This window comes from Rheinheimera sp., assembly GCF_037442345.1.
Lineage (GTDB): Bacteria > Pseudomonadota > Gammaproteobacteria > Enterobacterales > Alteromonadaceae > Pararheinheimera.
The window spans coordinates 1-22565 of record NZ_JBBIQL010000018.1 but is presented as its reverse complement, the minus strand read 5'-3'; the positions used below and the strand labels follow the sequence as shown (position 1 = coordinate 22565).

The 22565-nt window shown below is 51.2% G+C and carries 24 protein-coding genes and 1 tRNA gene; 21 read left to right on the top strand and 4 right to left on the bottom strand.

Annotated features, from left to right (window positions below):
- The first annotated feature begins 12 nt into the window (after positions 1–12).
- From ptsP to WKJ04_RS12205, 7 genes are all read left to right on the top strand, one after another.
- Positions 13–2280, top strand: a complete 2268-nt coding sequence (ptsP, locus tag WKJ04_RS12235; RefSeq protein ID WP_337880665.1) for a phosphoenolpyruvate--protein phosphotransferase — start codon at positions 13–15, stop codon at positions 2278–2280.
- A 74-nt stretch (positions 2281–2354) separates the two neighbouring features.
- Positions 2355–3164: a prolipoprotein diacylglyceryl transferase gene (gene lgt / locus WKJ04_RS12230; protein WP_337880664.1), complete on the top strand. Its 810-nt coding sequence runs from the start codon at positions 2355–2357 to the stop codon at positions 3162–3164.
- On the top strand, positions 3161–3994 hold the full coding sequence (locus WKJ04_RS12225; protein ID WP_337880663.1) for a thymidylate synthase: 834 nt from the start codon (positions 3161–3163) through the stop codon (positions 3992–3994). Before lgt ends, WKJ04_RS12225 begins: the two co-directional genes overlap by 4 nt.
- 111 nt (positions 3995–4105) lie before the next feature.
- Positions 4106–4675: a FlgO family outer membrane protein gene (locus WKJ04_RS12220; RefSeq protein WP_337880730.1), complete on the top strand. Its 570-nt coding sequence runs from the start codon at positions 4106–4108 to the stop codon at positions 4673–4675.
- Positions 4675–5406: a FlgO family outer membrane protein gene (locus WKJ04_RS12215; protein WP_337880662.1), complete on the top strand. Its 732-nt coding sequence runs from the start codon at positions 4675–4677 to the stop codon at positions 5404–5406. Before WKJ04_RS12220 ends, WKJ04_RS12215 begins: the two co-directional genes overlap by 1 nt.
- A gap of 1 nt (position 5407) precedes the next feature.
- Complete coding sequence (locus WKJ04_RS12210) at positions 5408–6220, top strand: FlgO family outer membrane protein (protein ID WP_337880661.1); 813 nt, start codon at positions 5408–5410, stop codon at positions 6218–6220.
- A gap of 105 nt (positions 6221–6325) precedes the next feature.
- A tRNA-Arg gene (locus WKJ04_RS12205) sits at positions 6326–6400 on the top strand.
- Here WKJ04_RS12205 and WKJ04_RS12200 read toward each other — a convergent pair.
- Positions 6401–7552 (bottom strand): flagellar assembly protein T N-terminal domain-containing protein, encoded by a 1152-nt coding sequence (locus WKJ04_RS12200; protein WP_337880660.1) that lies wholly within the window; start codon positions 7550–7552, stop codon positions 6401–6403. It lies immediately after the preceding tRNA gene.
- A gap of 151 nt (positions 7553–7703) precedes the next feature.
- Between WKJ04_RS12200 and WKJ04_RS12195 the strand changes: the two genes are divergently transcribed.
- Positions 7704–8162, top strand: coding sequence for a flagellar biosynthesis protein FlgP (locus tag WKJ04_RS12195; protein WP_337880659.1), 459 nt, complete (start codon positions 7704–7706; stop codon positions 8160–8162).
- 24 nt (positions 8163–8186) lie between these two features.
- Here WKJ04_RS12195 and flgN read toward each other — a convergent pair whose 3' ends face one another.
- The 3 genes from flgN to flgA form a co-directional block, all read right to left on the bottom strand.
- The gene (gene flgN / locus WKJ04_RS12190) at positions 8187–8612 is read right to left on the bottom strand and encodes a flagellar export chaperone FlgN (protein WP_337880658.1); all 426 of its coding nucleotides are present in this window, start codon (positions 8610–8612) and stop codon (positions 8187–8189) included.
- Positions 8609–8950 (bottom strand): flagellar biosynthesis anti-sigma factor FlgM, encoded by a 342-nt coding sequence (gene flgM / locus WKJ04_RS12185; RefSeq protein WP_337841140.1) that lies wholly within the window; start codon positions 8948–8950, stop codon positions 8609–8611. Before flgM ends, flgN begins: the two co-directional genes overlap by 4 nt.
- 74 nt (positions 8951–9024) lie before the next feature.
- Positions 9025–9708, bottom strand: coding sequence for a flagellar basal body P-ring formation chaperone FlgA (gene flgA, locus WKJ04_RS12180; RefSeq protein ID WP_337880657.1), 684 nt, complete (start codon positions 9706–9708; stop codon positions 9025–9027).
- 158 nt (positions 9709–9866) lie between these two features.
- On the opposite strand from flgA, the gene WKJ04_RS12175 reads away from it, so the two are divergent.
- From WKJ04_RS12175 to flgL, 13 genes are all read left to right on the top strand, one after another.
- Positions 9867–10796, top strand: coding sequence for a chemotaxis protein (locus tag WKJ04_RS12175; RefSeq protein ID WP_337841138.1), 930 nt, complete (start codon positions 9867–9869; stop codon positions 10794–10796).
- A gap of 7 nt (positions 10797–10803) precedes the next feature.
- Positions 10804–11643 carry a protein-glutamate O-methyltransferase CheR gene (locus WKJ04_RS12170; RefSeq protein ID WP_337841137.1) on the top strand — a complete coding sequence of 280 codons (840 nt, stop codon included), beginning with the start codon at positions 10804–10806 and terminating at the stop codon, positions 11641–11643.
- Between the two features lie 64 nt (positions 11644–11707).
- Positions 11708–12112 (top strand): flagellar basal body rod protein FlgB, encoded by a 405-nt coding sequence (flgB, locus tag WKJ04_RS12165; protein ID WP_337880656.1) that lies wholly within the window; start codon positions 11708–11710, stop codon positions 12110–12112.
- Positions 12112–12534 (top strand): flagellar basal body rod protein FlgC, encoded by a 423-nt coding sequence (gene flgC, locus WKJ04_RS12160; protein WP_337841135.1) that lies wholly within the window; start codon positions 12112–12114, stop codon positions 12532–12534. The genes flgB and flgC overlap by 1 nt, the downstream gene beginning before the upstream one ends.
- 14 nt (positions 12535–12548) lie before the next feature.
- Entirely contained in the window at positions 12549–13292 is a 744-nt protein-coding gene (locus WKJ04_RS12155) for a flagellar hook assembly protein FlgD (protein WP_337880655.1), read from the top strand.
- Positions 13293–13318: 26 nt separating this feature from the next.
- On the top strand, positions 13319–14662 hold the full coding sequence (flgE, locus tag WKJ04_RS12150; RefSeq protein WP_337880654.1) for a flagellar hook protein FlgE: 1344 nt from the start codon (positions 13319–13321) through the stop codon (positions 14660–14662).
- Positions 14663–14785: 123 nt separating this feature from the next.
- A complete protein-coding gene (locus WKJ04_RS12145) occupies positions 14786–15529 on the top strand; it encodes a flagellar basal body rod protein FlgF (protein ID WP_337841132.1) in 744 nt (247 codons plus the stop codon).
- Positions 15530–15550: 21 nt separating this feature from the next.
- Positions 15551–16339 (top strand): flagellar basal-body rod protein FlgG, encoded by a 789-nt coding sequence (flgG, locus tag WKJ04_RS12140; protein ID WP_337841131.1) that lies wholly within the window; start codon positions 15551–15553, stop codon positions 16337–16339.
- 10 nt (positions 16340–16349) lie between these two features.
- Positions 16350–17030, top strand: coding sequence for a flagellar basal body L-ring protein FlgH (flgH, locus tag WKJ04_RS12135; RefSeq protein ID WP_337841130.1), 681 nt, complete (start codon positions 16350–16352; stop codon positions 17028–17030).
- Between the two features lie 14 nt (positions 17031–17044).
- The gene (locus tag WKJ04_RS12130) at positions 17045–18139 is read left to right on the top strand and encodes a flagellar basal body P-ring protein FlgI (RefSeq protein ID WP_337880653.1); all 1095 of its coding nucleotides are present in this window, start codon (positions 17045–17047) and stop codon (positions 18137–18139) included.
- Positions 18140–19141: a flagellar assembly peptidoglycan hydrolase FlgJ gene (gene flgJ / locus WKJ04_RS12125; protein WP_337880652.1), complete on the top strand. Its 1002-nt coding sequence runs from the start codon at positions 18140–18142 to the stop codon at positions 19139–19141.
- Positions 19142–19189: 48 nt separating this feature from the next.
- A complete protein-coding gene (flgK, locus tag WKJ04_RS12120; protein ID WP_337841127.1) occupies positions 19190–21229 on the top strand; it encodes a flagellar hook-associated protein FlgK in 2040 nt (679 codons plus the stop codon).
- Positions 21230–21231: 2 nt separating this feature from the next.
- A complete protein-coding gene (gene flgL, locus WKJ04_RS12115; RefSeq protein ID WP_337880651.1) occupies positions 21232–22461 on the top strand; it encodes a flagellar hook-associated protein FlgL in 1230 nt (409 codons plus the stop codon).
- Positions 22462–22565 lie beyond the last annotated feature (104 nt).

Below are 22565 nucleotides of genomic sequence, written 5' to 3'. Positions count from 1 at the left end.
CGGGAGAGAGGTATGCTAAGCCAGTTAAGGCGCATAGTGCAGGATGTGGCGCAGGAGCCGGTACTGAATAAAGCACTGGCTGGCTTGGTTTCGAACGTTAAACGTGCATTAAATACAGAATGCTGCTCTGTGTATCTGGCCGACTACCAGCAGCAGCAGTTTACGTTGATGGCCACAGATGGCCTGAATCCTGAAGCTGTCGGCAGCATCAGCATTGGTTTTTCCGAAGGTCTTATCGGTTGGGTTGGTCAGCGTGAAGAGCCGATCAATTTGGCCCAGGCTCATTTACACCCCCGTTTTAAAGTCACTCCTGAAGTCAGTGAAGAAAAGTTTTCTGCTTTTTTGGGTTGTCCTATTATTCACCACCGCAAAGTGCTCGGTGTGTTGACCATTCAGCAGGCAGAAAACCGGGTGTTCAGTGAAGACGAAGAATCTTTTCTGGTCACCCTGGGTGTGCAGCTGGCTTCCGTGCTGGTCAATGCAGAAATGCGCCAGTCGATCAGCCAGAGTTCCAGCCAGCAAAAAGTCACAGGCCAGTTACAGGGCTTACCTGGCGCGCCAGGCATTGCCATTGGCGAAGGTTATGTGATGGAACCGTCCAGTGACTTTGACGATATTTCATTGCGCAAAACGGATGATCCGGAAAAAGAGCTGTCGCGTTTTTATAAAGCGGTCAAAATTACCAAAGCCGAGTTTAACCGGTTGGCGGAGCGGATGAGTACGCATTTGCCAGCCGATGCTTTGGCCATTTTCGACGTCTACCACCAGTTGCTGGAAGCCGCCAGCCTGGGCAATGAAATTGAAGCGCAAATTCATGAAGGCTGGTGCGCTAAAAGTGCGCTGAAACGGGTGGTGGAAAAATTTGCCCGTCAGTTTGACGATATGGACGACCCTTACCTGCGCGAGCGTGGTACCGACATCCGCGATTTGGGTCAGCGGGTACTGAATCATTTGCTGGATACAGAGCAGCGTCATCACAAGTTGCCGGAAAAAGTGGTGCTGGTGGCTGAAAATGTCACGGCTACTATGCTGGCTGAAATTCCTCGCCCTCAGCTGGTAGGCATTGTGTCGCTGAAAGGTTCAGTGAATTCACACGCCGCTATTATGGCGCGTGCTTTGGGGATTCCGGCTGTGATGGGCGCCGATGAATTGCCGCTGTTCCATTGGCAGGAGCAGTTGCTGATTGTGGATGGTTACCGCGGCCAAATTTTAATGGCACCAGCGGACCCTATTCTGGCCGAATACCAGACACTGATCAGCGAAGATGCACAGCTGAGCGCCCAGTACCAGTCTGAAATGCATTTGCCGGCGCAAAGTGCCTGTGGTGGCCGGTTCAGCCTGATGATCAACGCGGGCTTGGCCATTGACCTTGAAACGACACACCCATCTCACACGGATGGCATAGGCCTGTACCGGACTGAATACCCTTTTATTGTACGCACCCGTTTTCCCACTGAAGCTGAGCAGGTCGAGTTGTATAGAACAGTACTGGCGACGCAGCCTGGTCAGGCGGTAGTGATGCGCACATTGGATGTCGGCGGCGATAAACCCTTGCCGTATTTTCCGATCAGTGAAGAGAACCCTTTTTTAGGCTGGCGTGGCATTCGGCTGACCCTGGATCACCCGGAAATTTTTCTGGTACAAATTCGTGCCATGCTCAAAGCCAATATTGGTCAGGGTAATTTGCATATTCTGCTGCCGATGATTTCTGACCTGGCGGAGGTGGATGAGGCGCTGCGACTGATTAAACAAGCCAGTTTTGAAGTGGCCGATGAGCTGGCCGGTACAGAGGTGCAACTGCCCAAAGCCAAGGTTGGGGTGATGGTGGAAGTGCCGTCCATTATGTATCAATTGCCTGAGCTGGCCCGTAAAGTGGACTTCTGCTCAATAGGCACCAATGACTTAACCCAGTATTTACTGGCGGTGGATCGCAATAACCCGCGGGTGGCCAGTTTGTATGACGCAATGCACCCGGCCGTATTGCGTGCTTTGCATCAGTTGTGTCTGCAAAGCCAGGCACTGCAGTTTCCTGTCAGTGTCTGTGGTGAACTGGCTGGTGAGCCTGCCGGCGTCTTGATCCTGGCGGCCATGGGGTATGACAAATTCAGTATGAACACCAGCAACCTGGCCAAAATTAAATGGTTGTTGCGGCGGGTACACTTGTCTGAACTGCAACTGTTGTTGCCGGAGATCCTGGCCTGCCAGTCACCCAAGCAGGTACGGCAGCATATTCAGCGTTTCCTGGACCAAAAACATTTATTGAACCAATTACGTGCCTGATGGTTCAATAGTCGTTAGAATTCAGCCCCTGCCACTGGGGCACTTCCCCGAGAATAACCACCATAGGATAACGAATGCCTGAGCAGTATATTATGTTTCCGCAGATTGACCCGGTGATCTTCAGCCTGGGGCCGGTCAGTGTGCGCTGGTATGGTCTGATGTATGTGATTGCCTTTGTGCTGGCCAACTGGCTGGCTAACCGACAGGCAGACAAAGCCGGTTCAGGCTGGACCCGCGATCAGGTCAGTGACCTGATGTTTTATGGCTTTTTAGGGGTGATAGTCGGTGGCCGTGTCGGTTATGTACTCTTTTATAACTTCAGTGCTTTTTTGGCCGATCCTTTGTATTTATTCCGCACCTGGGAAGGTGGCATGTCGTTTCATGGCGGCGTACTCGGTGTATTGGCTGCGATGGCTTGGTTTGCCCGACGCAACCAGAAAAAGTTTTTGGCCTTAGGTGACTTTGTGGTGCCTTTGTTGCCTCTGGGTCTGGCATTTGGCCGTTTAGGCAATTTTATCAATGGTGAGTTGTGGGGTCGTACCACCGATGTGCCCTGGGGCGTCTTATTCCCAAACGCCGGTATGTTACCGCGCCACCCGTCGCAGCTGTACGAACTGGTCGCAGAAGGCATCCTGTTGTTTATTCTGCTGCAGTGGTACAAAGGTAAAAATCCACCAGCCGGTAATGTCGGAGGGCTGTTCCTGCTGGGCTATGGTGTTGGACGCTTTACCATAGAGTTTTTCCGCGAGCCGGACGCCCATTTAGGTTTATTGTCGCTGGGCATGTCGATGGGGCAGTGGCTTTGTATCCCGATGATGCTGGCCGGTGCAGCATTGATTCTGTGGGGGTACAGACGTGAAGCCGGGCAAGGAGCAAAAGCATGAAGCAGTACCATGATTTAATGCGCCATGTGCTGGAGCAGGGCCATCAGAAATCTGACCGCACCGGCACAGGGACCTTAAGTGTGTTTGGCTACCAGATGCGGTTTAATCTGGCGGATGGCTTTCCGCTGGTGACCACCAAAAAGTGCCATCTGCGTTCCATCATTCATGAGTTGTTGTGGTTTCTTAAAGGTGAGACCAATATCAAATACCTGAATGACCATAACGTGACCATTTGGGACGAATGGGCAACGCCGGAAGGCGAGTTGGGGCCAGTGTACGGCGCACAATGGCGCAGCTGGCTCAGCCACGATGGTCGGGTCATTGATCAAATCAGCCAATTGTTGCACGACATTCAAACCAATCCCGATTCACGCCGGCTGATAGTCAGCGCATGGAACCCGGCTGTGTTGCCAGACACCCGTATCAGCCCAAGCGCCAATGCTGCTTTGGGGAAGCAGGCGTTGCCCCCTTGCCACACCCTGTTTCAGTTTTATGTGCATAGTGGCCGCCTGTCCTGCCAGCTGTACCAGCGCAGTGCCGATATTTTCCTCGGTGTGCCCTTCAATATTGCCAGCTATGCGTTGCTGACTCTGATGATTGCACAGGTTTGTGGTTTAGAACCTGGCGATTTTGTCCATACCCTGGGTGATGCCCATTTGTACAGCAATCATATGGAGCAGGTGAAGGAGCAACTGAGCCGTGAACCTTTTCCGTTGCCTCAGATGCGGTTAAACCCGGCCGTCACGGACTTATTTGCCTTTCGCTTTGACGATTTTGAGCTGCTCAATTACCAGGCACATCCTGCCATTAAGGCGCCAATCGCTATTTAGTCAAGATGCCGGCAACAAGCTGGCATTTTTTTTGCTGCATCCACTACAAGTGCCAATTTTTTATTGCCCCTGCTGAGGTGTGCTGTGTTCTACAGAGCGAGTCTATTGAGTGTGTGCCTGTTAACAGGCTGCAGTTTATTGCCGGATGGGCAGGAAACTGCCGGTCATGCCGCTGCGTCTGCGCCCAAAAAGGCCGAGCAGCCGCTGCTGTATTACACCGAACGCCTGGCCGACCAGCTGTTTGCTGAGCTGGGTCCGATAGCGCTGGGACAGGTGGCTGTGGTGACTTTTGTTGACGCCGACACACTCCAACCTGAACCTTATCATTTCCGTTTCCGGCAGTTAGGGTTGCAGTTGCAGGAAAGCATGCAGACGGTGGCCAGCCAGCTGGGGTATCAGGTGGTTGAACTACGTTCAACAGAGCAAATTAGTCTGTATTCCCAGCACGAACAGGGCCTGAGCCGTGAACTGGCTGAGCTGGCACAGCAGCAGCAGGTGCGTTTTGTCATCGCTGGTACTATGACACAAGGTGATTACGACACTACAGTGAATGCCAAACTGGTCGATACAGAACGCAACAGAGTGGTGGCTGCCGCATCGAATCTGATCCCGCAGCTGGCCTTTGATCAGAATGAAAAAGTGCGGATGCGGCAGGACAGATTATACAGGTTGGAGTACTAATGATGACTTTCACAGGCAAAACCCCGCTCATGTTACTGCTGACGGCAGCTATGATGGCTGGTTGTAGCACTGGGCTGAATTATGGAACCAGTGATGAAGTGCAGACCACCGAAGGCATGGCCACCTCAGGCTTGATTCCGGCGGCGACCCAGACCGACCCATCCGGTGGTTTTGTCACGCCGGTGTACAGTGCGCAAAGTTATCAGGCGACCCGGTTGCAGCAACGGGCTTTGCAGCAGGCACATCAGCAGGTTCCTGCCCAAAATGTGAATCACTATGTTCAGGGGATGACCCATGATCTGATTGCCAATATGGATTTATCCCGTCAGCAGTCGGTGATTGGTGTTACCAGTTTTGTGTTTCTGGATTCGCCGCTGGACAGGACAGACTTGTTAGGCAATCAGCTGGCTGAAAGTTTTATGCATGAAGTGCATTTATTCGGTTTGCCTGTGGTGGATTTCAAAACCACAGATTATATCCGGGTCACTCCACAAGGGGATTTCACTTACAGCCGCGACTTTCTGGAGTTGCAACAGGAGCAACCTATTGAGTATGTACTTGGCGGCACTATGGTACAGCATCAGGGCGGTGTATTGGTGAATGCCAGGCTGGTGTCGGTGGGGTCGAAAAAAGTCATAGCCACAGCCCAAAGCTTTATTCCTGCCGCTGTGCGCGATGCATTACAGCATTCAGAATCGCCTCAGCGTCTGTTGCTGAAAGCCGGAGGCTGATATGCGGTGGATCCTACCAGCCCTGGTGCTGATTGGTTTGGCTGGGTGCAGTCAGACCTGTGATTGCGACAATCCTCAAACTGCGCAGCAAAATAACGCTGAACCTGTTCGCCAGGACAGTGATGAGTCGCTGTACCAGCAAGATTTTGTTGAAGCAGTTCCTGCAAGTTCAGAGCCGATGCCTGAGCAATTTGATGCTTTGCTGGCTGAAGAGCGTAAAAAGGGTCCGGCTATAGTGGCCTACACCACAAGACCGGCACGGCCAGGAGAAGTCGGCACCCCGGTGCCGGAACAGCTCAGACCGGTTCGTGCCACTTTGCCATCAGAGCAGGGGGGCGGCGCTGCGGGACTGATGGGGGCGCCTCTGCCTTACTCTGTGTCCGGGCACAAAAAAGTATCGGATTATGCTGAGCAACTGGCGTTCAAACTGGCCGCCAATGACAAGCTGACCGGCAGCCGGGTGGCTGTGGTGAGTTTTGTTGAATTTGATCACCAGCTCGAACAAAGCAACCCCTTGGGTCAACAAATGGCGGAAGCGCTGGTCACCCGTCTGCCGGATTACCAGGTGGCGGCCATTGAATACAAATTGGGCCGTAAACTGCGCATTGGGGAGCAGGGGGACTATGCATTATCCCGTGATTTAAGCAAATTACGCAGTGAAGTACAGGCCGATTATGTGCTGGTTGGAACCCTGGTGCCCAGCCACAGAGGCGTGCAGATCAACGCCCGGGTGGTCAGTGCAGTGGATCAGGCGGTGATCAGTGCAGGGCAGGTCTTTATACCGCATTCTGTGCTGGAACAGATGCGGCCATAATTGATGTTCTTTTAGCCAAGCAGCTGTATTTCAAAAAGAAAACAGCTGCTTTGTTTTTCAGTTAAATTCCCAAACCTGCTTTTGTTTGTTAGACTGCGCCGCAACCGCTCCATAGTTAAATGGATATAACGGCCCCCTCCTAAGGGGCAGTTACAGGTTCGATTCCTGTTGGGGCGGCCACTAATTTTTTGCTGGCTCTGGACTGGCCAAATCGCCAACCTGCACATTAGCCAGATACGCCGCATTCACAGCTTCAGCCCAGGCGGACTGATGAGATAATTCGGTGATCTTCAGTTTTAAATCGCTGATGGTCAGCTGATCCTGCCATTGCCCTGTGCTGTCTTTATGCTGACGACGATACAACACTGTCAGTTCATCACCGATTTTTAGCCCCTGAGCACTGCCGGCGTTGAGCATCAAACGTTCTGCGTCCACCAGTACGACCTGAGTTTGCACCGATTCGCAGCGCAATACCTCTTCTATATCCTGCGCTGCCGCATTCAGTACCCGGTCGATAGATTTGCCATAGCCAGTGCGCCAGAAACGCTGGCTGTGAGGACTGATCACAGTTCTGTCCTGAAAATCCCAAATAGCGGATGTCTGATAAGTCTGACTAAAGAGTTGTTTTTGCTGTTGAATATCCAGCAGTTCCAGTTCCAGCCGGTAGAAACGCTCTCGCTCGGCGTCGGACCAAAAACTCCAGTTTGTACCTACCCGCTCTCCCAGGGACACGTCTTCTAACCGGGCCCGCAATAAATAAGGACTGCCATACTGGCGTTGCAGGGCCTGACGGTCCTGATAGCTCAGGTCTGTTTGACGGATACTTTGAGGTAACAGTTTGCTGGTGCTGGAGTGGGAGAACTCCTGCAGCTTCTGGATAAATAATTGAGTACTGCTGCTTCCCAGTTCGTACAACTGACCTGTTATGGCCTGTTCCGGATGACTGAGCTGAAAGGGGCTGATCATCAGGAGCTTTTTCAGACGGACATTGCTGCATTGCTTCTGATCCGGGAAAATATCGGCCCGAATAGTGACCAGAATATAGCCATGTTCTTCGGTTTCGGAGATGATTTGTACATTCTGTACTTCGCCCTGTGTCTGTAAAAACAGGGTTTCCTGAGTCAATAATCCGTCGGTGACCTGTTGCACACTGCGAACAGATGCGCCGGAATACAACAAGGCTTTGCGGACAGCATCCTGCACGGCTTCTGCTCTGGCATCAGCACGGTCTGCACCGCGGATCACGGCCTGGCCTGTTGCTTCATACCAGTCCGCTGTTGCCGGGGCCGACAGCAGGCAAAGCAGCGGAACAATAACAGTGGATTGACGCATAATGCACCTCAAACTAGTAACGACAGACTCAAGCAAAAGCCGTGCCGTCTGCAAAATTTTATCAGAAGCAGGCAACTGGGCACAGAAACTGCATTGAAATGGATGGAAAACCGGCAGAGCGCTGTGATGATCATCAATTGAGGTAAAAGGGATGAAAAAAAGTTCCTGTGTCGCTGTCATACTGCTGAGCCTGCTGTCTGGCTGCAGCATGGTGGCCGATCGCCATATAGAGTGGGAAACCGTCGAGCCCAAAAGCTTTCCGGTGTTAAAAGCCATAGGCTATGCCCCTATGAGTCAGCAACCTGGGGCCAATGATCAGGAGCGGATGCTGCTGGCGATGAAGGCATCCAAGCTGGAAGCTTATCGGGAGTTGGCTGAACAGGTTTATGGTCAGCGGATCAATGCTGAAGCCAGTATGCAGCAGGTGCTGATTGGGGATGACCAGCTGAATGCGTCGGTCTCCGGTATTATTCGGGGGGCCAGGGTGGTGAAAACTTACCCTGTCGGGGATATTTATGCCACCGAGCTTGAGCTGGATTTTAAACAGGTTTATGACTTGTATCTGAACAGTCAGCCGACACGCCGGATTAAAAATGTTAAGTACTACTAAATCTTATAGCATCAAGGCCAGTGATCAGGCCTTGATGCCAGGGCCTTTATCGGCAATAGCGGGTTTGCCCTTAGCCGTGTAGGTTAAGCCTGAGCGACCGTGGCTTTGTAATAATTCAGACTTTAATCGGGCAATCACGACCTGGCTCTGTTCGACAATCTGCTGATTGACCTGTGTTTGCTGCCGGCATTCTGCCAGCAGGCTTTGCAGTTGTGCGACCTGCTGATGAAACCAGTCTTGTGTTTTCAGTTGGGCCAGGTCTTCATGCTGGCTGAGTTGTCGGTCTAATTCGGCAATACGATCAGTGCAGAGTTGTTTCTCTGGCAACAGCATTTCCAATTGTTCGACCTGACGTTCGCCTAATGCAGAATATTCCTGCTGTAAAAGCAACAAGAGCAACTCAAGTTGCTCTTGTTGGCTGGATAGGAGGTGACGGATGGTATCGTTCATTTTTTCCCGAAAAAGTCCGATTCAAACTGCACTATACGGCGTGCCAGTTGTTCAATATTAATTTTGTATTTGCCATCAGCAATATCCTGCTTAATCCGGTCAACTTTTTCCTGATCAATGCCTGAACTGTTTTTCGCTTTGTCGGCAGCTTTGCTGAATTGCTGTGCCTGAGATGTCAGGGAGACAGAATCCTGCTTTTGTGTAGCCGAGCCCGTTGTAACTTGCTGTTGTGTGGCCTGCTGCTGCACAACCTGCTGTTTTTGCAGGTTTTGCTGCTCAGTCTTATCCGCCTTCACTTGGGGCGTGGCTGGCAAGCCAGTGTTCACGTTAATTGCCATTTTGATACCTCATCACCTATTTCCCGGTTCCATACACTGGTTAACGGCAGCAACTGAAAAAACTTTAGGACATTCTACAACTTTATTGCTACTTTTTTCACCGCTATTACTTCAGCCAGCAGGAGTTTTTGTGTGTGTCTGTTGGTGATCGCAACCTGTTGACCCAAAATCGCATCTTGCTGCGCTATGCCTTGGGTCTGCACTTCCAATGTACCCTGAGTGCTGACTATTGTAACCAGATCCCCTTTACATACAAGGCAGAGATCCTGAAGCGTGATAGCCTGCCCTGCAGACAAGCTCCGTTTAACCCTGGCGCCCACTATACTGGACGGGTCGCTGACCAGCGAGCCTCTGCTCAACCGAACTTCGGTTTCAACCTGTTCCAGCATATCGGCTGAAATGACAGAGCCTGCAGCAATATTTTGTCTGCTGCTGACGGCCTGCACTGTCTGGGCAATTCTGGCACTCAGATAGAGCTGCCATTTTGGCGCTCCACAACTCAGTTGCAAGGTGACCGTCTGGCTGCTGCCGATCCGCTTCCACTGTAAAGGTTCTGTGCAGTCTTTACTGCCGAGCCGGCTATCCAGCGCCGTGATGTCAACTTTATCACCAGCCTGCAGCTGGCTTTCCAGCCATTGCCTGGACAGTTCAGTCAGTTGCTCCGGGTTATAGCTTTGCCCCTGCACAACAGCAGAAAACAGCAACAGCAGCGGCAGGAGTTTGCCGGGGCAGCGGAAAAAATTATCGTACATTTTCATAGGCTTTCGGCTATGCTTTATCAGCAAAGGGTTATAACATACTTAAGTATGTCAATTTTCAGTCATTTTTCTGGAAAATCACCAGTTCTGATACAACAAAGCAAGAATCAGGCCTGATTGTTTATTCAGACTCATCTTCAGACCTTTGGGAGTGCTTTATGGCCAGTATTCTGGATTCAGTCAATCAACGCACCCAGCTGGTTGGACAAAACCGGTTGGAGCTTTTGATGTTTCGACTGAATGGCCGGCAGCGTTTTGGCATTAACGTATTTAAAGTGCGGGAAGTGCTGCAGTGCCCGCCGCTGACAGCTATCCCAAAACGAAACAAGTATGTGAAAGGCATAGCCCATATTCGTGGTCAGACGATTTCTGTCATTGACTTAAGCCTGGCAACAGGTGGCCGGGCCATCGAAAACACCAAAGACTGCTTTATTATCATCGCCGAATACAATCGCTCAGTGCAGGGCTTTCTGGTCGCGTCAGTGGACCGCATTATTAATATGAACTGGGAAGCCATTATGCCACCGCCAAAAGGCACCAGTGGTAAACAGAGTTATCTGACGGCGGTGACCGAGATTGATAATGAGCTGGTCGAAATTATTGATGTAGAGAAAATTCTTGAGGAAATCTCGCCATCTCCAACCACCATCAGCAGCCATGTGGTCACTGAGGGGATTAGTACTGATTTGGGCGACAGGATTATTCTGATTGCCGATGATTCTGCTGTGGCACGCAATCAGGTCAAACGAGCCTTGGAGACTTTGGGGGTTCAGATGCATCTGGTTAAAAATGGCCGGGAAGCTTTAACCTTTTTGCAGGAAGTGGCCGGGCAGTGTCAGAATTCAGTCACTGAAAAGGTAGGTTTGCTGATCTCCGATATCGAAATGCCGGAAATGGACGGCTACACCCTAACTGCAGAAATCCGTGTTGATAGCAAATTGAAGCCTTTGCATGTTATTTTGCATACCTCGTTAAGTGGCGTATTTAATCAGCAGATGGTGCAAAAGGTTGGTGCGGATGATTTTATTGCTAAATTCAATCCGGATGAGTTAGCAGAATCTGTTCGTAAGTGGTTGCACACAGATTAGGGGCTTTATGCAGGCAGCAAACAAAGATCTGCAGGACAGTGAGTACCGCTTATTCCGGGATTTTCTCGAACAGCAATGCGGTATTGTGCTGGGCGACAATAAACAATATTTGGTTAAAAGCCGGCTAGCGCCATTAATGCAGCGTTTTGGTCTGGCGTCGTTGTCTGAACTGCTGAATAAAACCTTAAGTCCGTTCGAGCGTCAGTTGCGTTCCGCTGTGATCGATGCAATGACCACCAATGAAACCCTGTGGTTTCGTGATAATTACCCTTATGAGCTGCTGAAAAAACAAATTCTGCCTGAATTTGAGAAAGAGCAAAAAAGCGTCAAAATCTGGTCGGCGGCCAGCTCATCTGGCCAGGAACCCTATTCCATTTCAATGACTGTGCTGGAATACCAGCAGAGCAGGCCTGGTGCCTTTCCCGGCGGAGTCACTGTGCTGGGAACTGATATTTCCAATGCGATGCTGGAACACTGCCAGAAGGCGGAATATGACGGCCTGGCTTTATCCCGTGGTTTGTCACCGGAGCGGCGCAGCAAATTTTTTGATGACAGTGGTCATGGCATGATGCGGCTAAAAGATGCCGTTCGCCGTAACGTTTCTTTCCGCCACCTGAACCTGCTGGACAGTTATACCCTGTTAGGCAAGTTCGATATTATTTTCTGCCGCAATGTGCTGATCTATTTTTCCCCCGATGTGAAAGCGAAAATTATCCGCCAGTTCGCCCAGGTGCTGAACCCGCGTGGATACTTGTTTCTCGGGGCTTCGGAGTCGCTGTCCAGCCTGAACAATGACTTTGAGATGTTGCGTTGTAACCCGGGAATTATCTACCGCAAGAAAAACTGACACTTCACTTGGCCCGAGTTTTGCTTGCTATTTGCCATCAGTGTAAACAGCAGGTGATAAAGCTATGGCTATCAGTTTCGAAAAAGCCTTTGGCGTACATCCGGAAGCCCTATTAGTCCGCGACCAGCGTTCGTCTTTATTGGCGGAAAATATCGCCAATGCCGACACGCCAGGCTACAAGGCCCGTGATCTGGATTTCCAGTCAGCGCTGGAAGGCGCAAAGGCGCGGCAAAGCGGCGAACTGGGGCGAACGGATCCCCGTCATTTCGAGATTTCCACCGCCAGTCGCCGCGCTGAAGCACAATACCGAATGCCAAGCCAGACCGATACCGGGGATGGTAACTCTGTGGATATTCATGAAGAGCGCAATGCCTTTACCCGCAATGCCATGGAGTACCAGAGCACACTTAACTTTCTGAATAGTCGGATCAGTGGCCTGAAAAAAGCCATCACCGGAGGACAGCAATAATGAGCATGTACAACGTCTTTGATATTGCGGGCAGTGGTATGTCTGCCCAGCAGGTCCGTCTGAACACCACGGCCAGTAATATGGCCAACGCCAACAGCGTCAGCAGCAGTGTTGGTGAGACATACCGGGCACGTCATCCGGTGTTTGCCACAGCGCTGGAGGAGGCATTGGGTGAAAACGGTGAACAAAGTGCCAAAGTCAAAGTGATGGGGATCGTCGAGTCGGACGCTCCGCTGAATGTGGAGTATGCGCCGCATCATCCGATGGCGGATGACAAGGGCTATATCTACAAGCCGAATGTCAACATTATGGAAGAGATGGCCAATATGATTTCGGCATCACGCTCTTATGAAGCCAATGTGCAGGTGGCTGACGCCGCCAAACAAATGGTCAGCCGTACCCTGATGTTAGGTCAGCGCTAAGCAAGGAGTAGAGCATGAGTAGCGTAAACAACAACGGTATCAGTGATCTGTACTGGAATACAGATACCAAAACGACCACCACAGACAATAGCAACGGCGCCCTGACCCAATCTGATTTTTTTGCGCTTTTGACACAGCAGTTGGCCTATCAGGACCCGACCAAACCTGTCGAAAACGATCAAATGATTGCGCAGATGACCAACTTCACCATGGCCGATGGTATTGCCTCGCTAAATACCAACTTTAAAGACTTCGCCACCAGTATGAACTCCAGCCAGGCGCTGCAGGCGTCATCTTTGGTTGGGCAATATGTACTGGTGAAGTCTGACGATATGGTTTATAGCGGCGAAGATGATGTGGTGGTTGCCAGCGCCAATTTCCCGGCAGCCGCAACCAACGTCAATATCAAGATTAAAGATGAAAACGGCGTGGTGGTGCGTTCAGTCAATCTCCCTTCGGCGGATGCCGGCCGTTTGCAGCTGCCGTGGGATGGGACTACTGACACCCAGGCCGTCAATGAAGATGGCACCCCTAAAGTGGATGAAAAGGGAAATCCAGTGATGGAACTGGCAAAAGCTGGCAATTACACCATCTCTGTGGAAGCGACCATAGGCGGAAAAAATGAAGCGATAGAAACTGGTGTGTATGCCCCTGTCTCCAGCGTCAGTTTAGGCAATGGCACTACCACGGGTTTGGTACTGAATGTGTTTGGCCAAGGCCAGAAAAAACTGTCTGACATTATTGAAATCGCGACCTAAGTTGCACACAGAGTTGAGGTGACATTATGAGTTTTAATATAGCGTTAAGCGGCCTGGCTGCAGCTCAGAAAGATATCGACACCACGGCAAACAATATTGCCAACGTGAATACCACGGGTTTTAAAGAATCCCGCGCTGAATTTGCAGATGTGTATGCGGCGTCTGTGTTTACATCCAATAAAACCAAAGTGGGTGATGGTGCGACCACCACCAAAGTGGCGCAGCAGTTTTCCCAAGGTTCGCTGAAATTTACCAATAACTCGCTGGATCTTGCGATCACCGGTGATGGTTTTTTTGCCCTGTCGCCGGAAATTGGTTCCCGCGAGCTGAGTTATACCAGGGCCGGCGCATTTAAACTGGATAAAAACAGCTTTATTACCGACAACAACGGCAACTTCTTGCAGGGGTACCCTGTGGATCCCTCCACTGGGGATACGACGTCCGTTAGTTTGAGTACCACCAATCCAATTCAAATTCCATCGACGGCCGGTGCGCCACGGGCGTCCAGCAATGTGTTTGTCACCATGAACCTGGATGCACGTCAAACTAACCCGACTGTGGCTTTTGACCCAACGGATTCTGCATCTTATAACTCGACCACCTCCACCACTATTTATGACAGTCTGGGTGAGCCTCATGTGCTGACGATGTACTTCAGACGCAATGATCCCCCCGCGCCAGCTGCACCAACCAACGAGTGGCAGGTTTATGTTGTGTTGGATGACAATGATGCGGTACCGGCAGCGCCTTCAGGTGGCCCGCTGACACCTGGTGCCGCCATTGGTCCTGTGACTTTGGACTTTGATGCCAATGGTTTACCCCAGGTTTCGCCATTTCCAAACGTGGTATTACCTATGGCCGACTTGAACAACCCGGTCAACGGTTACCTGACTAATGGAGCCCAATTTACCAGTGATTTAAATGTTCAGTTCCGCGACGAATCCGGCACCCGGGCGCCGACCCAATACGCGTCCAAATTTGAAGTAGGTAGTATGAGCCAGGATGGCACTACAGTTGGCCGTTTAACCAGTGTCGATATTGATGCTGCAGGTAAGGTGATGGCCTCTTACTCGAATGGCGATCAGACTTATCTGGCACAAGTCGCGATGGTGAAGTTTGCCAATCCGCAGGGCTTAACCCAGATTGGTAACACCTCCTGGAAAGAGAGCCTGACGTCGGGAGAAGCTTTGGCGGGTGAGGCGAACTCTGGCACCTTTGGCGCGGTAAACAGCTCAGCGCTGGAGCAATCCAACGTGAATCTGACCAATGAGCTGGTCGACCTGATTGCCGCACAGCGTAACTTCCAGGCGAACTCAAGGGCATTGGAAGTGAACAGTACGCTGCAAACCACCATCTTGCAGATCCGCTAATTCATTTCGTGTCAAAAAGCCACCTTCGGGTGGCTTTTTCTTTTTAAACCTCTTACTAAACAAAACATTACAAATGTGGCATTGCTCTTGCTTTGACTGAAGTAAGCAAACAGGAGATCCGCCATGGACCGTTTACTTTATATCGCGATGAGTGGTGCCAAAGAGAATATGAATGGCATCAGCATCAAAGCCAATAACCTGGCCAACAGCGGCACCACAGGTTTTAAAGCCGATTTGGAGCAGGCCCGGGCGATGCAGGCCTTCGGTGAGGGGTTACCCACCCGGGTGTTTTCATTGACGGAGCGACCAGGTCAAAATTTTGACGATGGGGCTTTGATCATGACAGAGCGGGATTTGGATATTGCAGTCACTGGTCAGGGCTGGTTTGCGGTGCAGGATGCGGATGGCAACGAAGCCTATACCAGAGCAGGTAACCTGCAATTAAGCCCTACAGGGGTGTTGCAAACGGCCTCCGGCTTGCCACTGATTGGTGAACAGGGGGTGATCCAGTTGCCTCTGCCTATTCAGAAAATGGAAATAGGTAATGACGGCACCATCAGTATCAGGCCACAAGGCGCTCCGGCCAACGTGATGGAACCTGTGGCCCGAATCAAACTGGTTCGCCCAGAGTTTGAAGATATAGAAAAAGGTCTGGACGGTTTGTTCCGACGTAAAGACGGTGCTCTGGCGGAAGCCAATGCCGCAGTCACAGTACAGAGCGGTGCTTTGGAAACCAGTAATGTGAATGCGGTCAGTGAAATGACTCAGATGATCAGCCTGCAGCGTCAGTTCGAAGTGCAGGTGAAAATGATGAAAACCGCCGAAGAGATCGATCGGCAACATAACCAGATTATGCGGATAATCTAGGGCTAAGCCCAGGAGGATTTTATGCATCCGGCTTTATGGATCAGTAAGACTGGCTTAGATGCCAAACAACGCGATATTTCGGTGATTTCCAACAATCTGGCCAACGCCAGCACTGTGGGGTTTAAGAAGAGCCGGGCTATTTTTGAAGACTTGCTGTATCAGAATGTGAACCAGCCAGGCGGGCGCTCGTCACAAAACTCAGAACTGCCCAATGGTTTGATGTTAGGGGCCGGTACCAAGGTGGTGGCTACCCAGAAGAGTTTTACGCAAGGCAATATGATCACCACGGACAACAGCCTGGATGTGATGATCCAGGGCCATGGTTTTTTTGAGGTGTTGATGCCGGATGGCACTATTTCTTACAGCCGTAATGGGCAGTTCACCACAGACAGTGACGGGAATCTGGTGACTTCGGGCGCTGGTTATCAAATCCAGCCAAATATAGTGATCCCGGAAGATGCTCAAAGCATTACCATTTCGCAGGACGGCGAAGTGTCGGTGCGGTTGCCCGGGCAAACGGAAAACACCGTGCTTGGCCAATTGACGCTGACCAATTTTGTGAACCCGGCCGGTTTAGAGCCTGTGGGCCAGAACCTGTTTACTCAGACGGCGGCCAGTGGCGATCCGATACAGGGTATTCCCGGACTGGAAGGCCGCGGTATTCTGGTACAGGGCTCGCTGGAAACCTCCAACGTCAATGTCACCGAAGAGCTGGTCAGTCTGATTGAAAGCCAGCGGGTGTATGAAATGAACTCCAAAGTGATTTCCACCGTCGACCAGATGATGGGAACCCTCATCCAGCAGTTGTAGGAGTAGAACCATGCGAGCCCTATTGCTTAGTGTCTTGGTGCTGTCATCTGTGGTGGGTTGTGCATCAGGCTTTAAAGAGCCCATGCCGGATGATCCGGCGTTTGCGCCATTGCCGCCGGAGCCGGAAGCAGTGCCTATTTCCAATAACGGCTCCCTGTTTGCGCAAGGCTTGTCCAATGGCTTGTATTCTGACAATAAAGCCCGTCGTCCCGGTGACATTATTACGGTGGTGTTGCGTGAAAACACTCAGGCCAGCAAACAGGCGAAAACCGAATTTGGCAAAGACAGCTCGGCGAGCTTTGACCCTATGGTGGGTTTGGGGGGCCGTGACGTCAGCGTGCTGGGTAACACCCTGCAGTTTGGTGCCAACTCCACCAGCGATTTTAAAGGTGATTCGAAAGCGGATCAGAGCAATAGCCTGACCGGCAATATCTCGGTCAATGTATTGCGGGTGATGGCCAACGGCAACCTGGTGATCCGGGGAGAGAAATGGGTCACACTGAATACAGGCAAAGAGTTTATCCGCCTGACCGGCGTGATCCGGGCTGAAGATATCGACGCTCAGAACACTGTAGCCTCCACCAAAATTGCCAATGCCCGTATTGAATACAGTGGCACAGGGTCTGCGCATGGCGGACAAAGCCCAGGATGGCTCAGCCGGTTCTTTACCAGCGTGTTATGGCCTTTCTGACCGGAGCAACCAAGATGAAATTACTGCAATCTGCTGTTGTGATGTTGGCCCTGAGTCTTTGTACACCGCTGCAGGCGGCCCGGGTGAAAGACCTGGCGTCAGTACAAGGGGTGCGGAGTAATCAGCTGGTGGGTTATGGCTTAGTGGTGGGGTTGCCAGGGACAGGTGAACAAAGCCCGTTCACTGAACAAAGCTTCAAAACCATGCTGAGTAACTTTGGTATTAATTTACCGCCCACCATGAAAGCCCAGATAAAAAACGTGGCTGCCGTGGCTGTGCATGCTGAACTGCCGGCTTTTGCCAAGCCGGGTCAGACCCTGGACATTACGGTGTCTTCGATGGGCAATGCCAAAGGGCTGCGGGGTGGCACCTTGTTGCAAACCTTTCTAAAGGGGTTGGATGGCAATGTGTATGCCGTTGCCCAAGGCAGCCTGATTGTCAGCGGGTTAGGGGCTGAAGGCGCTGATGGTTCCCGTGTGGTGGTCAATACCCCAACGGTTGGGCGTATTCCCAATGGTGCTATAGTCGAACGTGAAGTACAGTCGCCTTTTGCTGAAGGGGATTTTATTACCTTCAATCTGAACCGCTCAGACTTCACCACGGCCAAAACCCTGGCGCAAACCATTAACCAGTTTATTGGTGAAGGCACAGCCCAGGCACTGGATGCGGCCTCGATTCAAGTGCGTGCTCCTCGTGATATCAACCAGCGGGTGTCTTACTTATCGACGCTGGAAAACCTGGAAATGGAACCTGCCAGCCAATCCGCCAAAATTATTATCAATTCCAGAACCGGTACCATAGTTATAGGGAAAGACGTGCGTTTGTTTCCTGCCGCTGTCACTCATGGTGGCCTGACCGTGACTATTGCCGAAAATCCGACAGTAGTACAGCCCAACCCGCTGGCCGGAGGGGACACTGCGGTAGAGCAAAACACCATCATTGACGTGCGGCCAGATAAATCGCGGATGTTTAAATTCGACCCCGGTGTCACACTGGACGATCTGGTCAGTACCGTCAACGCGGTAGGGGCGGCGCCGGGTGATCTGATGGCTATTCTGGAAGCGCTGAAAGAAGCCGGCGCCATTCACGGCGAGTTAGTGGTGATCTGAATGAAACGACTCGAGCAACAGGTCAATTACCATGACCTTGGCAGCCTGCAGCAACTGAAAGCCAAATCTGCACAGGATGACGATGCCGCATTGCAGCAGGCCGCCAAACAGTTTGAGTCGATTTTTATGAGCATGCTGCTGTCCAGTATGCGTAAGGCCAATGAAGCCTTCGAAGCCGATGGTTTGATGAACAGCCAGACCACCGAGTTTTATCGTGATATGTACGACAAACAGCTGGCGAGTGAATTGTCTGAAAATGGCAGCCTGGGGCTGGCCGATTTAATAGTTCAGCAGCTGAAACCACCCGCAAGCAAAAAGCGTATCGGTGACGACGCCCACACACAGTTGAACATGCCTCAGGGGCATGGCGCCAGGGTGCAGAGCTCAAATGACGTGCAGAGCCTGGCGGCAAAGCCAAGCTCGTCTTTACCAGAAGCTGTGCCTTATACTGCAGAACCCCAGGTGATAGCATCCGGGCCCGCTGAGTCTGACTCCAATGACTGGAGTTTTACTGAACCGGCCGATTTCGTCCGCAAGTTGTTGCCGGCTGCAGAGCAGGCGGCGGCAAAACTTGGCCTGGAGCCACTCGCTTTGCTGGCGCAGGCTGCGCTGGAAACCGGCTGGGGGCAGCGTATGTTTAAAACGGGGGAAGGGGAAAACAGCTTTAACTTCTTTGGTATTAAAGCCAGTCACGGCTGGCAGGGCGATGTTGCTGTTGTCGACACCCTGGAATACCGTCAGGGGGTTGCAGCGAAAGAGAAAGCGAGATTCCGCGCCTACAGTTCGCCGGAACAGAGCCTGAACGACTATGCTGACTTTATTCAGAACAACCCGCGTTACCAGCAGGCGTTGGAGGTCAGCAGCAATCCAAAAGCCTATTTTCAGCAATTGCAGGCGGCAGGTTATGCGACTGATCCCAACTATGCGCAAAAAATCTGGGCTGTATTTAACAGCGATACTTTTAAACAGGCACGAAACCTGCTTGCAATAACGAAGTCTTAAAGAAATTATACCCGCTGCCGATAACGCAGAACTGAGCTGGAGCCTGGTATGTCGGATAACTTATTAAAAATTGGCACCTCGGCTATTTTGTCGAGCGCAGCTCTATTGTCTACCACCAGTAACAATATTGCGAACGTCAATGCCGAAGGTTATACCCGTCAACGCACTGAATTTGAAGCCAATATTCTGGGGCTAGGGGTTGGCAGGGGGACTACGGAACGTCTGGTCAATAATTTTGCACTGAAGCAACTGTGGCGTGATACCAGTGCTGTGGGGTATGCCAGCCAATACGTCTCCGAAGCCGGTCGGGTTGATTCCTTGTTTGCCGACTCATCCAACAGCATTTCCACCGGCATCTCCAATTTATTTACCCAGCTGCAGACTGCTATTAATGACCCGTCCAGCAGCGCTGCCCGCCAGCTGGTGATTGGAGGCGCTCAGACGCTTTTAAACAAATTCAGTACTTTGTCCAGTCAGGTGTTGGACCAGGGTACTTATGTGAATGAACAGCTTGCGGTGTACGCGAAAGAAGCGAATTCCTACATCAATTCCATTGCCACGCTAAACCGCGAGATCCTCAACTACGGGACCAATCCGGCCAAGCCACCGCCGCTGGATTTGCTGGACAAAAGGGATGAAACCATTCGCAAGCTGTCCGAGCTGATGGATATTCAGGTTCTGGATGCTGCCAATGGGGAAAAACAGATTTTTATGGGCACGGGTCAGTCTCTGGTGATGGAGGATGGTAAGTTTAATCTGTTTAATATTGCCGGCGACCCAGACCCGCAGCGCCAGACGCTGCAGCTGCAGGTCAACGGTAAAAACACCATTGTCGCCAGCGTCGATGAAAATGATATAGGGGGTAAAATTGGCGGGTTGCTGAAGTTCAGGTCGGAAATTCTGGAGCCAGCGCAACTTCAGCTGGGCCAACTGGCTATTTCGTTTGCTGACGCCTTTAACACGCAAAACAAGCTGGGTATGGATGGGGACGGACTGATTGGCCAGGATATTTTTAAATTGCCCGCTTTTTCCGGTCTGCCACTAAGCAGAAACACCGGCGATGGCACTGTAGCCGGCACTTTTGTACCGACACTTGGAAAGGAAATTCCAGCCAATAACTTTAAGGTGGTGTTTTCGAATGCCACTCAGTTTACGGTGCAGGCGCTGGATTCAGACGGGAATGTGGTCAGCACCAGACCTGAAGCTCCAGCGACCGAGTACAATTTAGTTGGTGCAGGCCCTTACACTTTTACCTCGTCCGCTACTGAGGATTTATTCGGTCTTGAATTTACCATCACTAACGGTGGCACTGCCTTTGCTGCCGGCGATGCGTTTGAACTGAAACCTTTGGCTGATGCGGCGGCCAATGTTCAGCTGGCCACCAACAGACCCAATGCGATAGCACTGGCTTCACCTTTGGTGGGCGATACTGCAAACAGTAATCTGGGCAATGCAAAAGTTGAAGGACTGGTCGTTAGCAGTATAGGTGGTGCCACGGATCTGCTTAGCGCTCCTTCGACCTTTAATGCGGGCCAACCGCTGACTATTACCTATTTGGGTGGCAACCAATTCGAAGTGAATGACAATAACGGCACCACTGAAACTTATACCTTTCCCAGCAATAACTACGAAGATTTTTTAAGTAATTTCCCGTCTTTTGCCAATGCGGGCTTTGAGTTTGCCATCAGTGGTGTACCGACCGCAGGCGATACCTTTACCATTGATTACAATGTTGGCGGTTTTAAAGACAACCGTAATGGACTCTTGTTGGGGCAGCTGCAAAATTCAGACACGGTGAGAATTTCTGCAGAAAATATTCCGAATGCCGATAAGTATCAAAGCTTCACTCAGGCTTATGGCAGTATGGTGGGTTATATAGGGGAGCGGACCAGCCAGGCAAAAATTAACCTGAGCGCGCAGTCTGCACTGTTGGAGCAGACATCGGCCTGGAATGAATCCCTGTCTGGTGTCAGCATGGACGAAGAGGCGGCCGATTTAGTGCGTTTCCAGCAAACCTATGCTGCAGCGGCTAAAATTTTATCCGCGTCGCAATCTATTTTTGACACGTTGTTGCAGGCAACGAGGTAACCATGCGCATCACCTTTAATATGCAATATAACCAAGGTATTAACTCTATTACTTCAACCCAGGAGCGCCTGCTGAAAGCGTCTGCCCAGTTGGAAAAGCAAACCAGGATCCTGACGCCTTCCGATGATCCTTCTGGCTCTGCCCGCGCTATTTCGCTGGAACAGAATATTCAGCAGACCACTCAGTTTCAGGTGAACAATCAGGCTGTTAAAAACAGCCTGACGTTGCAGGAAACGGTGCTGAGTAACATTAAAAGTGCTGTTCAGCAGGCCAGGACTCTGACCCTGTCGTTGGGGAATGGCTCTTTCGATCCGGATGACAGAGAGGCGGTGAGCAGCCAGCTGACAGCCATCCGGGACCAGATTTTTGATTTGATGAACAGCCGCGATGAATTAGGCGGTTATTTATTTTCCGGTTACAAAGATCAGACCCAGCCGTATGAATACAACAGTGCCACCGGCAAGTACGAGTTTCGCGGCGATGAAGGGGTAAAAGAGCTGCAGGTTGGCTTATCCGTCACTATCCCGTCAAATGCCAGCGGTAAAGAGGTGTTCGATGGCGTGGATAAACGTTTTACCACGACAACGCCTGCGGTGACAGCCCCCGTAACGGCTGCTCAGGTAGATGTATCCAATCAGAGTCTGTACGACAGCTTTTTCCGTGCCAACTACAGTGGTTTGCCGGCAGCCGATAATTCAGTTCGGGTGGCCTTAGTGCCTGGAGCGCCAGATACCTATGAGGTGTATGTGGGCGGCAATGCGACGCCGGCAGCGACAGGGAATTACACGGCTGGCCAGCCGGTGAATTTTGCGGGGCTGGAAATTGAGCTGACAGGCGCAGTGGTTGGCGGCGAAGTCACGTTTGATATGGCGCCGCCGGAAAAAACCAATATTCTGGATTCGTTGACAGAGCTGATTAATCAGGTCAATTCAGGGATTGACGGTAAAGTGCTTGCCGCCCAGGTCTCAGACAGCATTGTTGAGCTGGACAATGTCAGCCTGAAAATAGGTGCTGCCCAGTCTTTGGTGGGGGGAAACATCAATATTCTGGACAGTATTTTTGGGGGCAATGAAGATCTGCAAATTGCTACCAAAAGCCATAAAGCCAGTATTGTGGAAGTTGATTATGTGACAGCTATTACGGCTATTACCAAAGAGGAAACTGCCTTGCAGGCGGTACAGGCCACTTTCACTAAAATTACCGGCCTGAGTCTGTTTGATTATATTCGTTAAAACAGAATTCCTGGTTTCAGTGAAAAGACGCTCTGAATGAGCGTTTTTTTTTTCAGCCCCTAAACCACCTGCTTCAGCAGGTGGTTATCATCGAAAAGGCTTTG

What these genes read in the sequence shown, in the direction of transcription:
- WKJ04_RS12155 (WP_337880655.1), top strand. Translation starts at nt 12,549, where the DNA reads ATGAGTAGCGTAAACAACAACGGTATCAGTGATCTGTACTGGAATACA.
- flgH (WP_337841130.1), top strand. Translation starts at nt 16,350, where the DNA reads ATGCGAGCCCTATTGCTTAGTGTCTTGGTGCTGTCATCTGTGGTGGGT.
- WKJ04_RS12175 (WP_337841138.1), top strand. Translation starts at nt 9,867, where the DNA reads ATGGCCAGTATTCTGGATTCAGTCAATCAACGCACCCAGCTGGTTGGA.
- WKJ04_RS12195 (WP_337880659.1), top strand. Translation starts at nt 7,704, where the DNA reads ATGAAAAAAAGTTCCTGTGTCGCTGTCATACTGCTGAGCCTGCTGTCT.
- WKJ04_RS12215 (WP_337880662.1), top strand. Translation starts at nt 4,675, where the DNA reads ATGATGACTTTCACAGGCAAAACCCCGCTCATGTTACTGCTGACGGCA.
- flgJ (WP_337880652.1), top strand. Translation starts at nt 18,140, where the DNA reads ATGAAACGACTCGAGCAACAGGTCAATTACCATGACCTTGGCAGCCTG.
- ptsP (WP_337880665.1), top strand. Translation starts at nt 13, where the DNA reads ATGCTAAGCCAGTTAAGGCGCATAGTGCAGGATGTGGCGCAGGAGCCG.
- flgN (WP_337880658.1), bottom strand. Translation starts at nt 8,612, where the DNA reads ATGAACGATACCATCCGTCACCTCCTATCCAGCCAACAAGAGCAACTT.
- flgL (WP_337880651.1), top strand. Translation starts at nt 21,232, where the DNA reads ATGCGCATCACCTTTAATATGCAATATAACCAAGGTATTAACTCTATT.
- lgt (WP_337880664.1), top strand. Translation starts at nt 2,355, where the DNA reads ATGCCTGAGCAGTATATTATGTTTCCGCAGATTGACCCGGTGATCTTC.
- WKJ04_RS12200 (WP_337880660.1), bottom strand. Translation starts at nt 7,552, where the DNA reads ATGCGTCAATCCACTGTTATTGTTCCGCTGCTTTGCCTGCTGTCGGCC.
- flgC (WP_337841135.1), top strand. Translation starts at nt 12,112, where the DNA reads ATGAGCATGTACAACGTCTTTGATATTGCGGGCAGTGGTATGTCTGCC.
- flgK (WP_337841127.1), top strand. Translation starts at nt 19,190, where the DNA reads ATGTCGGATAACTTATTAAAAATTGGCACCTCGGCTATTTTGTCGAGC.
- flgB (WP_337880656.1), top strand. Translation starts at nt 11,708, where the DNA reads ATGGCTATCAGTTTCGAAAAAGCCTTTGGCGTACATCCGGAAGCCCTA.
- flgA (WP_337880657.1), bottom strand. Translation starts at nt 9,708, where the DNA reads ATGAAAATGTACGATAATTTTTTCCGCTGCCCCGGCAAACTCCTGCCG.
- flgM (WP_337841140.1), bottom strand. Translation starts at nt 8,950, where the DNA reads ATGGCAATTAACGTGAACACTGGCTTGCCAGCCACGCCCCAAGTGAAG.
- WKJ04_RS12210 (WP_337880661.1), top strand. Translation starts at nt 5,408, where the DNA reads ATGCGGTGGATCCTACCAGCCCTGGTGCTGATTGGTTTGGCTGGGTGC.
- WKJ04_RS12170 (WP_337841137.1), top strand. Translation starts at nt 10,804, where the DNA reads ATGCAGGCAGCAAACAAAGATCTGCAGGACAGTGAGTACCGCTTATTC.
- WKJ04_RS12225 (WP_337880663.1), top strand. Translation starts at nt 3,161, where the DNA reads ATGAAGCAGTACCATGATTTAATGCGCCATGTGCTGGAGCAGGGCCAT.
- WKJ04_RS12130 (WP_337880653.1), top strand. Translation starts at nt 17,045, where the DNA reads ATGAAATTACTGCAATCTGCTGTTGTGATGTTGGCCCTGAGTCTTTGT.
- WKJ04_RS12145 (WP_337841132.1), top strand. Translation starts at nt 14,786, where the DNA reads ATGGACCGTTTACTTTATATCGCGATGAGTGGTGCCAAAGAGAATATG.
- flgE (WP_337880654.1), top strand. Translation starts at nt 13,319, where the DNA reads ATGAGTTTTAATATAGCGTTAAGCGGCCTGGCTGCAGCTCAGAAAGAT.
- flgG (WP_337841131.1), top strand. Translation starts at nt 15,551, where the DNA reads ATGCATCCGGCTTTATGGATCAGTAAGACTGGCTTAGATGCCAAACAA.